Genomic DNA, 11,976 nt, shown 5'->3' on the forward strand with positions numbered 1-11,976 from the left:
CAATTGTTTAAAAATTAGCCAAAAAATGAGCAACAGACTCGTTTTTTAATTTCTTTTCTCCAAAAAAGTTTAACATATCATGACGTATTTAGCGCCGCGGCAAGGGTTGTTTGCCATTATTCTTCTGGTTAGTTTTTGTTTGCAGACGCTGTTATTGGTCATCAGTACCGACCAACAGCTGAGCAAAAGTCGTGCGTTAAAAGGCGAGCAGATGGTCGCCCAGCTGATTGATGAAGCAAGGTTATCTTTAGAAAACAAAGACCGTGTCAGTCTCAGTGTGATTGCCAATCGCTATACTAGCGAGCAAGACGTGACACGGATACTGATTAAAGACAACAACGACGATATTTTGGTGCCTGTAGGCAACGCGCCGATGCAGCAAGGCGATACAATTCGCCAAATCGCAACCAACGGCGATGCGGTGATTGGTAGTGTTGCATTGACGTTAAAAGACGTTAGTAAAGGTGAAATCATCGCGATGCAGTGGCCGTTTGTGATTGGCACTATGTTGCTGCATTTATTGCTTTGGCTAATCTATGGTTATCTTGCTCGTCCTACCAAAGAGCAAATCAGTGCGCTGAGCCGTAATATTCAGGACTTGTATCGCGAGCAGTACAATCAGGGCGATCAACGCGGCTACAGCCGTGACCTTGAGCGCGGCACAGGTGGCACAGTTGGTAACCCGGCTGATGGTCAACTATCTGGTGGTGCTTCTGAAAGCGTTACAGAGAACAAAGTAACGAACGCGCGCACATTCAATGTACACAACGAAGTCAACGAATATCTTAGAAATCAGCAGAACCAAGAGACTGGGGATGAAACTGGTAGTCTAACAGCTGCATCTGAAGGAGATACTGAAGACAAGGTTGTTAGTACCGCGAAGCGTCATAGTTCGCAGTCTGGTGGTCAGACGTCTAAATTGTCTGCCACACGCGCAGTCGATAGTGTGAGAGTGCAAATCGTCTTTCATGATGAGTTCAACATGCTTGAGCGCCTTGCACCGGCGCAGCGCCTGCCTTATCTAGCCCTATGTACGCAACTGCTCAATCAAGCCGTGACCGAACTACTCAAACAGCCATTACTACTGGGTGTTAGTGCGACTAATGAAGCACACTTTGAGGACGATGGTGCAAGCGTGGTGCTAAAAGCAGATAATAGCCATGCAAAAGTGGCGCTGGCAGGGGTGATGCTTGCCAAGCTGTACTTGATGCTCAATAAAATCATTCATGATAAGCATATTGAGCTCTCGCGCTTTGCACTACCAGCAAAAGCAGGCGTGAGCGATGACGCACAGTCAGAGCCAATGACTCATCTGCTACAGAGCATCGGCAAAAAAGAGCAACTGTTGATATTACTGCCAACTGCTGGTCTCAAACAAATCAGTAACCATGTACAAGTACACAGCATTATGCGTCCAACCACTGTCTACGAGCGCGAGTGTGCGATATTCGACGGTGGTAACGATTCGCTCATCCAGCGTTTAGCTGATGTCCGTAATGCCGTTCTTATGATTGAAGACGAAGATGAGTCGCTTATTTAATAGTGCTGTTTTTAATGATACTATTTTGGTTAATTTATACTACAATTGTCCGCTAGATAATTCATATCTTCGTCTTGGCACTTTGGGCTAAATGTGACATATTAAGAAAAAGGATTGACAACTTTCAACAGAGACTTTATAAGGCATATATATATTGATGTATTTTTAATACCCATGCCTAAAAATGATAGGAGTTTGTCATGAGTGACGCTGATATTGACGACGATTTTGATGATGATTTTGTCGACGATGACGATGCAAAGATGGTTGAAGAAGCTGAGACAAGTGTACGTACGCGTTTAAGTAGTCTTGAGAAGCGTCGGCTAATCGATAATTTGCTAGAAGAAAAGCGTTTGGCTAAAGAGTTAAAAGACGATCTAGATGATATAGACAATTTTGATGAAGACGGTGACGATTGGGATGATGATTTTTAATTGATAGGCTTCAGTCATCTCAGCTGACTAAAGTGCTTTAATAATTGATAATCATCTACTCAGTTGTACCGATTGCTCGCTGTTTGTTATTTTTTACAATGGCTCGCAATCTGCTCTATTCAATAATACCTACTTTATAAAGGCTGCTTGGTTACGGTTATTCAAGCAGCCTTTGTTTTAAAACAACATAATATCTTGCCATTAACCAATCGATCACTGCGATTGACGATAGCTATCTTTCAAGGACTACCAAGCCATGAGTAACCAACTAAGTTTTGATGAATTACTAGATTATTTGGATAACCAAGAGAGCCAGTTCGTGCTCGATAGTGTCGCGGCGCATGGTTTTTTGACAGCGACGGTCATCGGTCGTCCACTCCCTAACTGGATGGATGCGCTTTTTGAAGGTCATGTGAGTGAAATCCCAGAAAACGTCATCGATGGTATCAAGCGCTGGCGTGACTCGATCATGGCTGAGCTAAAAAATGAGACACCGATTGAATTGCCATTTGGTGAAGATGCTGGTGACGAAGAAGTGGCGGTTGATTTTTCAGATGAGTCAGATATTGTGGCTTGGTCGATTGGTTTTGTCGATGCTATGTATGGCGATGAAGCAAGTGATTGGTTTGAAGACGAAGAGACAGCAGAAGACGTGGCTGTATTGACCTTGCCAATGATTGTTCTGAGCGGCATTGATGATGAAGATCCAGAGCTAGAAGCAATGCGTCGCGATGAAGATAAGATGGTACAAATGGCCAATAGCATCGAAGGCAATTTGACCGAGCTGTTTTTATTGTTTCATACCAATGACTAGTCATTCTAAAAGACAGTACTGCTAGTAGTACTGTCTTTTATTTATACTGCATCACGCAGCTCTGGTCATTCTTTTAGATACTTTATAAGTCACCGATAAGGTCTTACTATGGCTGTGCAACTCTCCAATCTTGAACACTTACCTAATTATCAAATTACCGAGCGCCTTGATGTTGTGTATGGCAGTACGGTGCGCTCAAAGCATGTGGGCAAAGACTTGTTTGCTGGGCTAAAAAACATCGTTGGCGGCGAGCTGACCGCCTATACTGAGCTGTTGGAAGAATCACGCCAAGAAGCGATCGATCGCATGATTGTCAAGGCGGAGGCATTAGGTGCTGATGCTGTCATCGGTTTGCGTTTCTCTACTTCTAGTATCGCCCAAGGGGCGTCTGAGCTGTTTGTGTATGGGACAGCGGTCAAAGCGGTACCAGTATCGCAGCAGCTCCAGAACCCACCAAGCGATAATCACTATCCGTCCGGTCAAACACCAAATCCTCAAGCCCAAACTGCGTCAGATGATTTACCGCGTTTTAATCCTTTTGGTTGATCTTAGCGCTTTAAAAGCTATAGCACTAAAAACAACAATGCTAAAAACCGTAATACTTTTTATTATGAGAAACGTGCCATGAATGACTCACTCACGCAAGTGCTTATCAATTATGGGCCGTTTATCTTTTTATTCGCCGCTGGTTGGTTTTTTGGGTCGCGTCATGAGCGTCAGCATTTGGCACAGCTCAAAGTAGCAGAGCAGGCATTGGGGGATATTACGGTTTCAAGCGAGCGTTTCTACCGTCCTGAGCTGGCTGTCGGTAGTGAGGGCGCGCTAGTTCTTGGCAGCGTCGTTATTGCTCAAGATTACTTTAAAATGATCATTGCTCGCGTGCTTAGTCTCTTTGGCAAAAACCTAACCACCTATGAGACCCTGCTTGATCGCGCGCGCCGTGAGGCAATCGTCCGTATGCGTACACAAGCGAAAGTCAAAGGCTACACTCATATTTATGGTGTACGTCTAGAAGTCACTAACATCAACCAATTAGGCAGTATGGTAGAAGCCATTGCTTATGGCACGGCAGTCATCAGTACTGATCATACACCTATCGTTTCTGCTACACACACACCGCCTGCACGTGTATCTTCTGCGCTTCCTAGCATCTCTTAGTACCTCGTAGTACTGCTATTTAGATTCTCCTCTGTGGTTGTCGCAGCACAAACCCCAACGCTGACTGACCAGTAGTCAGAAAAATCAAATACATACACTTTTACAACGATATACTGACTTTCAATGTTTCGACATTTTTTGGGTGTATGTCAGTAGTGATGATTCCAAAAAATGTTGTGTACAAAGTGTCGTATAAAAACGCTGACAATGTCGGTGGCTTTTACCCAAGATATCAGCAGGATTGGCTGATTGAGCATCATAACGTTGTCATAAACCTGCCCGTGTAAGGGTTCTATCTACAAGGATGTAGTTATGGAAGGTGTGGAGTTAGTCACGTTTGTAAATTCAAAAGTCATTCCCATTAGTATTTTTTTGATCATGATGGGAATGGGGTTATCCTTAGTTACCAATGACTTTAAAAGAGTCGTCAAATATCCCAAAGCAGTCGCGATCGGACTGACCAATCAGCTACTATTCTTGCCACTGGTGGGTTTTGCCTTGGCAACCTTTATGTCACTCGAGCCTGAGTATGCCGTCGGGGTCATGCTCCTAGTACTGTGTCCTGGTGGCACGACATCTAACTTATTTACTTATTTGGCAAAAGGGGATGTCGCGCTTTCGGTCACGATGACTGCGATTGCCAGTGTTATCACCGTATTTACCATTCCTATCGTACTGAGTTTTTCGCTCGTGTACTTCATGGGTGCCGGTAGTGAGTTTCAGTTGCCAGTCGCCAAGACCATGATCAGCTTGATTGCTCTAACAATACTGCCAGTTAGTATTGGTATGCTCATCAAACGCTATGCGGCGAGCTTCGCAGATAAAGCACAGGTTATGGTGTCTCGTTTTGGTGTGATATTTTTGAGCTTCTTGGTAATTTTCTTAGGATATGTGCAAAGAGATATTTTGGTCGAGGCCTTAGTTGCCACTGGTCCTGTGTCGCTCATATTGAACGTATCGACAATGGCGCTTGGTTATTACACCAGTAAATGGTTCGGTCTAAATCCTGCGCAGAGAAGATCAATCACCATGGAAGTGGGTCTACAAAACAGTACGCTGTCGATGTTTATGGCATTGACGCTGCTCGCTAACTATAAGATGTCGTTAACCCCAGCTATTTATACATTAATCATGTTCTTAACCGCAGGTATCATGGTCAGAGTATTTACCGCGCAACACAATAAAGCGAATAGAGTCGAAAGAGAAAATAGCGTGTTGGCCGCACGGAGAATGTAATTTAATCAGAATGTAAGCCGCAGTGCATTGCTAAGTATGCATTGCACGACTCAATGAAATAAGCCCACAATATACTTTCTATGATGAGAGTTATCGTGGGCTTTTATGTTTATCACCGTTTCTTAGAGTGGGTAATTCGATTCAATACGGATAGCATTGCTCAACGCTAAAATCTACGCCTGTCTACTTCTGCTCGTGCCTCGGCTGCTTGTTCTTTGACTCTTTCAATTTCAAACAAGAACGTGCGGTTTTTGAGCACCGCGACAAATACCACGCCACCTACCGTATTGCCTACCAATACTACGACTAAAAATATCAAATAGTGCCATAGACTGACCGTATTGCCATACAGCAATGCTGAAAACACTTCAATATTGCCAACGATACTGTGGTGTAAGCCCAAAAACCCGATACTACCAGTGATAATGGAAACCAAAACAATACGGCTAAAGGTATCGCGTGCGGATGTGACTAGCCATGCCGCCACGCCCATCATCCAACCCGCTAGTACCGCACTACCAAAGATGACCCACCACTCAAACCCCAAAATATGCTCAGCGTAAGCATCGATAGCATGGTCGGTAAACAGATGCATATGCAGCCCTAAGCCAACCATCAAGGCAGCAAACAAACAGCCACCGACGATATTGCCAGCGATAACGATGCCCCATAGTCGCAGCAGCTTATGCAGTGGTTCAATCTTGTTTAGCACAGGTAGACTAAGTAGGGATGTCTGCTCAGTGAATAACAACGATTGACCGATAACGACGATAATAAAGCCAATCGGATACAGCAGGGATGACAGCACCATCGCATAGCGACTCGGCAGCACGTCATTAAGTAAGGCAAATGCGGATAAAATCACAAAAAAGCTAATACCAATCTCAAGCCCCGCTGTAAAGGCGCTGGTAAACAGCGAGCCAAGCGAGCGCTCAAAGGTTTCTTTGGCATGGATGACTTGCTCGACCAAGATACTGGCATAGCTTTTCGCCTGGCTTAGATTGTCATCACCGGCGACTTTTTTAATGGTTTCCTTGTCTTCGTCGCTGATTTCTTCTGGTAGGTCATCATTATCCAGCTCTTCGGTGGCTTTTATATGATCGTCTGGATGATGGCTGTCCACATGAGGGTTGGCGTGACTGTCTTCTGGAGAGTGGCTGTGCTGTAGCGTGTGATTGTGCTCCATGTTGTCTTTTTCATGGTTACCATTCAGCGTATCGTTCGCATCATCATTTTGCTGGACATGATTTGTGGTACTCGCGGGCAAGCGCTCGCTGTCTGACAGGGTATCCTGAGCGTTGTCGCTATGCTTTTGGTTATGTTGTTGGTTGTGTTTGGTATCTTGGGACAAGGTTGGCTCACTATTGATTAGATAACGTTTTTAGTATTTTTAATATAGAGATATCAGCACTATTTTAGCGCATGACAGTGACGGGTTCTGTTGAGCATTTAACCGATTGGGGTTATTAATTGTTCGATAACGGCATGAAAAATGACCTTCAGGCTTTATAAATTGCCTTACCATCTAACAAAATCTGCCTATCTGCGTTAAAATCACTCTATTCATTATTTTCCTAATTTTTATATTCTCTTTAATTCAATTAACTTTGATCACATTCAATCAATAAAAGATAATGCCATTATGAGTAACCACAACCTAACTGCCTCTATTCAAGCGGCACTAAATCAATTAGAAAACGCCTATAACCCTGCACAAGTTGAGGCAGGTATGTATCAAGGCTGGGAAGAAAGCGGCTATTTTCAGCCGACGTTTGACAAAGACGAGTCGTTCTCTATTGCGCTACCACCGCCAAATGTCACAGGCTCACTGCATATGGGGCATGGGTTTAACAACGCTATTATGGATGCGCTGACCCGTTATCATCGCATGGATGGTGATAATACGTTGTGGCAACCAGGTACGGATCATGCTGGTATCGCGACTCAAATGGTCGTTGAGCGTCGTTTGGAGGCGCAAGGCATCAAACGCCGTGACATGACGCGCGAAGATTTCATCGATAAAGTATGGGAATGGAAAGAAGAGTCAGGCGGCAATATCACTAGCCAAATTCGTCGTTTGGGCAGCTCGGTTGACTGGTCACGTGAGCGTTTTACCATGGATGATGGTCTGTCCAATGCGGTAAAAGAAGTGTTTGTGCGTCTGTTCGATGATGGCCTTATCTATCGTGGTAAGCGTCTGGTCAACTGGGATCCAAAGTTCCAAACCGCGCTATCTGATTTAGAAGTAGAAAACCACGACGAAAAAGGTAGCTTGTGGCATTTCCGCTATCATTTCACGGATACAGAGCTACTGACTCAAGATGGTAAAAACTATCTGGTCGTAGCCACCACGCGTCCTGAGACTTTGCTTGGTGATACCGCTGTCGCCGTCAATCCTAGCGATGAGCGTTATGCACACTTGGTCGGCAAAACCATTACCTTGCCAATCACTGGTCGCGTCGTGCCTATCGTCGCTGATGACTATGTCGAAAAAGACTTCGGTACGGGTTGTGTGAAAATCACACCAGCGCATGATTTTAACGATTATGAATTGGGTCGTCGTCATGATTTGCCATTGATCAACATCCTTGATGAGCGTGCCAATATCTTACCCGCGATGGAAGTCTATCCTGATTTGCAAACGCGTGAGCCAGAGCTAGAGACTACGCCTAGCGAATACGCCGGACTTGAGCGTTTTGCTGCGCGTAAATTTCTTGTAGAGCAAGCAGGCGAACAGGGCTGGCTAGAAGACATCGAGGACTACGCACTAAAAGCCCCACGTGCTGAGCGTGGCGGTGCTATCGTTGAGCCGTGGTTGACCGATCAGTGGTATGTCGCGGTCAAAGAGCTTGCCAAGCCTGCGATTGACGCGGTAGAAGACGGCAGCATTGAGTTCGTCCCTGCCCAATACAAAAACATGTATATGGCGTGGATGACCGATCTACAAGACTGGTGCATCAGCCGCCAGCTGTGGTGGGGACATCGTATCCCTGCATGGTATGACGATGCGACGGGTGAGATCTATGTCGCGCGTGACGAAGCCGAAGTGCGTAGTAAGTACAGTCTCAGTGATGATGTCGTATTGCGCCAAGATAATGACGTGCTCGATACGTGGTTCAGCTCGGGTCTATGGACGTTTAGTACGCTTGACTGGGCAGACGTCAACGCTGATCCACGCGTGATGGATACCTTTCACCCAACCAGCGTGCTGGTGACAGGTTTTGACATTATCTTCTTTTGGGTTGCCCGCATGATCATGATGACCATGCACTTCGTGAAAAACGAAGATGGCACGCCGCAAGTACCGTTTAAGACTGTCTATGTGCATGGTCTGGTACGTGATGGTAATGGTCAAAAAATGTCAAAATCAAAAGGTAACGTCTTAGATCCGATCGATCTGATCGACGGTATCGAGCTAGAAGCGCTGGTCGAAAAACGCACCAGCAATATGATGAATCCAAAAGACGCGGCCAAGATTGAGAAGCAAACGCGTAAAGAGTTCCCAGAAGGCATCCCAGCATATGGTACGGATGCACTGCGCTTTACCTTTACCTCATTAGCCAGTACTGGTCGCGATATTAACTTTGATCTAAAGCGGGTCGAGGGCTATCGTAACTTCTGTAATAAAATCTGGAACGCCAGCCGTTTTGTACTGATGAACTGTGTCGATGGTGATAGCAATGCTAAGCCTATCGACCAAGCGGCCAACCCTGACGTGTGGGAATTACCAGAAAAATGGATCATGAGTCGTCTGAACTCTAGCATCAAAGACATTCACCAGCATTTCGCCCAGTATCGTCTCGATATGGTCAGCCAAGATATCTATGAGTTTATCTGGAATGAGTACTGTGATTGGTACGTTGAGCTTGCCAAAGCCAGTCTAAATGATGACTCAGTGTCTGACGAGCGTAAAGCGCAAATCCGCTATGTGCTGCTGCATGTGCTAGAGACGGCGCTACGCTTTACGCATCCAATCATGCCGTATTTGACTGAGCAAATCTGGCAGACCATCGCGCCGCTACTGGGTCGTAAAAACACCGACAGCATCGTGGTCGCTGACTATCCACAGACCGATGATAGCCAAATCAGTGAGCAGACTGAAGCCGATATGGCGTGGCTACAGGAGTTAATCGCGAGCGTCCGTAACATCCGTGGTGAGATGAAACTGGGTAATGCGGTACGTCTGCCAGTGCTACTACAGAACGTCTCTCATGATGAAGATGCGCGTCTATCCCGTATCAAAAACCAGTTCAAAGCGCTTGCCAAAGTCGAGAGCTTAGAGATCGTCAAAGAAGGCGATGAAGTGCCACTATCGTCATCAAGTATGGTCGGTCAGCTACGTGTACTCGTACCGATGAAAGGTCTGATCGATCCAACGGCTGAGCTGGCACGTTTGGGTAAGTCATATGATAAGTTGAAAGGTCAAGCCGAAGGTATCGCGCGTAAGCTCGGTAATGAAGGCTTTGTGAGTAAAGCGCCTGCGGACGTGGTCGATGCTGAGAAGGCGAAACTGGCTGAGCTAGAAGGGCAGTTGACGGCGATGACAGCGCAGATGGAGCAGTTAAAAGCGTTGTAATTTAAAAGTAGATATCTGTATTAGCAAAGAACGCTGTCACAATTGTGATGGCGTTTTTTATTGTCTATTGGTTAGTTCTTTACTTCAGACTTCATCTATATGCTATTGATAAACATCTGTGTGTTATGATTCATCATACTGTATGTTTCTACTACTTTGTTATTTAACACGAAGTCGGTAAATAATGTTTTCCGAAATCAGTGATAAATACAGCTTTCTTAGTATTTTTAAAATACAACAAGATTTATATCCGATAGTGAGTACCTTCGAATGAAGTCCAACACATACTACAACAACGTATATAAGCTTATATCTGAAGACTTTAATAGCAGACAGGCTCATGAAGTGATAAGAGAATGGCGATCTCACAACATTTATACATTGGATATAGCTTCAAAACTATTAGAAAGAATTGTCAAAAATCTAAATCTTAAGAATTGCTACATAGGTCAACGACTAAAAAGACTAGTGTCAATAAAACAGAAATTAGTCAAAAGTAAAGGTATGAGACTTACAAAAATGCAGGATATCGTAGGTGTAAGACTTGTAGTCAATGATTTAAAAGAGCTAGCAAAAGTAGTTAAGTTATTGCAAGAAGGTAAAATTTTAGGTAAAAATATTTCTCTCGTTAGAGAGTTTAATTATATAAAAAAACCTAAAGAAGATGGATATAGAAGTTACCATATAACTTTCGAAATAACGAATAACCATAAAGGTGTAGAGTACAAAAGATTATTTGAGTTACAAGTTAGGACGAAGTCACAGCATGCATGGTCTACTGTGGTAGAAACTATAGGGACCTATATGGGAGTAGATTTCAAAGGGGGCGATGGCGAAAAAGACTGGAAGAGTTTTTTTAAGGAGTCTTCTTATATATTTTCATGGTTTGAGAAGTTTGAAAGTGGTCGTAAGCACCTTACTATAGATGACGCGGAAGAAGTAATTAGAGGTTCTATAAGGCTTAAAGAGATAATGCTAGAGTTAAAAATAACAGAACTACTAGCGCTTCTTAATAACATGACCTCCGATATAAGCTATAAGCTAAATGAAACTTCCAAGAACGACTATGCAATTATATTTATTGACTACATTAAAAAAGAAAGTGTAGTGAGAACTTATCCTAAAGCGGCATCTAAAACTGTTAATGACCTTTATATTAGATTAGAAGAAGAATTGAATTATACAGATCAAATTCAAGTCTTATTCGTTGAAATTACAAATTTAACTAACTTGAGAAAGGCTTTTCCGAACTTCTACATAGATGTATCTGAATTTATAAGCATTCTAAAAAGGTATTTTAATAGGCTAAATGATTACGCATTCAACTTTAGCTAAATTTTCTAATCTCTCAAATAGATCAAAGGAACATTATGAACCATCTAACTGTCGGACAGCGCTCAGTATAAAGCAATCTCACGATTACTTTATAGCTAAGGCTATTTCTGTAGAAAGTTCCTTAGGAGTATTTTTATAGAAAAAATATTAAATTTGATAGTATATAGAGTGACACAATTAATCAGTTGTATGTACAGTAGAGACAACTATGGAAACTGATGACATCATAAAATCTATAAAAAATAAGACATTTGATGATAAAGTGCTTGTGCCTAGTGAAATAAATACTTATGAGATAATGAGTATCTCAGATATGAGTATTCTAAAAGATATAGCAAAGCATATTGATAAATTTGAGGTTCTCAAAAAGACTGAAACGTGGCCAAAAGACAGTTCAAGGCAGTACATTTTAGGTTCAATGGATAAGCTTAATACTTTTCTAAATAATATTGCTGAGGGTGCTTGTCGATGTTCAAAATATCGATATGTTAAACCTACACCAGAAGGGCAAGAAAGTCTGGGACTAATAGAGATATTACAGAAAGTCCAACATGTTTCTTATCCTGAAACTGACTATGAATGTCGATGTACGCTATGTCAGACTGTTTATGTCTGTCATGCTCATGAAGTTAGGTTTGGAATAGGTCATTATTGGATGAAAAAGAAACAGCCGAGCTAATTAGTTATTTAATGCATGAATAAAGCGTTGTGCAAATTTGCATAGTATATGTAAAGTTATTTTGATTAGATGGCAATTTATTCTTAATAGATAACATTGAGTTCCCAGCTTACTGGCATTAAAAAACCGCCCTAGCTCATGCTGTAGCGGTTTTTTAATGCCAGTAATTAGTCTATTATCTTTAAAGGAATAACACGCTAACGT

The 11,976-nt window shown here is 43.1% G+C and carries 10 protein-coding genes; 9 read left to right on the forward strand and 1 reads right to left on the reverse strand.

Annotated elements, in window-relative coordinates:
* Positions 1–79 precede the first annotated feature (79 nt).
* The 6 genes from ACTXGK_RS17435 to ACTXGK_RS17460 all read left to right on the forward strand — a co-directional run bounded on the left by ACTXGK_RS17435 (position 80) and on the right by ACTXGK_RS17460 (position 5,182).
* Entirely contained in the window at positions 80–1,540 is a 1,461-nt protein-coding gene (locus tag ACTXGK_RS17435; protein WP_443515967.1) for a hypothetical protein, read from the forward strand.
* A 200-nt stretch (positions 1,541–1,740) separates the two neighbouring features.
* Positions 1,741–1,974, forward strand: coding sequence for a PA3496 family putative envelope integrity protein (locus ACTXGK_RS17440; RefSeq protein ID WP_371532918.1), 234 nt, complete (start codon positions 1,741–1,743; stop codon positions 1,972–1,974).
* Between the two features lie 256 nt (positions 1,975–2,230).
* The gene (locus ACTXGK_RS17445) at positions 2,231–2,788 is read left to right on the forward strand and encodes a UPF0149 family protein (RefSeq protein ID WP_238038826.1); all 558 of its coding nucleotides are present in this window, start codon (positions 2,231–2,233) and stop codon (positions 2,786–2,788) included.
* A 108-nt stretch (positions 2,789–2,896) separates the two neighbouring features.
* Entirely contained in the window at positions 2,897–3,334 is a 438-nt protein-coding gene (locus ACTXGK_RS17450; RefSeq protein WP_443515965.1) for a YbjQ family protein, read from the forward strand.
* Positions 3,335–3,412: 78 nt separating this feature from the next.
* On the forward strand, positions 3,413–3,946 hold the full coding sequence (locus ACTXGK_RS17455; protein WP_443515963.1) for a YbjQ family protein: 534 nt from the start codon (positions 3,413–3,415) through the stop codon (positions 3,944–3,946).
* 312 nt (positions 3,947–4,258) lie between these two features.
* Positions 4,259–5,182, forward strand: coding sequence for a bile acid:sodium symporter family protein (locus tag ACTXGK_RS17460; RefSeq protein WP_394211785.1), 924 nt, complete (start codon positions 4,259–4,261; stop codon positions 5,180–5,182).
* A gap of 166 nt (positions 5,183–5,348) precedes the next feature.
* Here the strand turns inward: ACTXGK_RS17460 and ACTXGK_RS17465 are convergent, their stop codons facing one another.
* Positions 5,349–6,533 (reverse strand): formate/nitrite transporter family protein, encoded by a 1,185-nt coding sequence (locus ACTXGK_RS17465; protein ID WP_443515961.1) that lies wholly within the window; start codon positions 6,531–6,533, stop codon positions 5,349–5,351.
* A gap of 291 nt (positions 6,534–6,824) precedes the next feature.
* On the opposite strand from ACTXGK_RS17465, the gene ACTXGK_RS17470 reads away from it, so the two are divergent.
* The 3 genes from ACTXGK_RS17470 to ACTXGK_RS17480 all read left to right on the forward strand — a co-directional run bounded on the left by ACTXGK_RS17470 (position 6,825) and on the right by ACTXGK_RS17480 (position 11,772).
* The gene (locus ACTXGK_RS17470; RefSeq protein ID WP_443515960.1) at positions 6,825–9,758 is read left to right on the forward strand and encodes a valine--tRNA ligase; all 2,934 of its coding nucleotides are present in this window, start codon (positions 6,825–6,827) and stop codon (positions 9,756–9,758) included.
* 270 nt (positions 9,759–10,028) lie between these two features.
* Entirely contained in the window at positions 10,029–11,093 is a 1,065-nt protein-coding gene (locus tag ACTXGK_RS17475; protein ID WP_443515958.1) for a RelA/SpoT domain-containing protein, read from the forward strand.
* Positions 11,094–11,301: 208 nt separating this feature from the next.
* A complete protein-coding gene (locus ACTXGK_RS17480) occupies positions 11,302–11,772 on the forward strand; it encodes a hypothetical protein (RefSeq protein ID WP_443515956.1) in 471 nt (156 codons plus the stop codon).
* The last annotated feature ends 204 nt before the right edge of the window (positions 11,773–11,976 follow it).

The organism is Psychrobacter sp. T6-5 (assembly GCF_052258485.2).
Lineage (GTDB): Bacteria > Pseudomonadota > Gammaproteobacteria > Pseudomonadales > Moraxellaceae > Psychrobacter.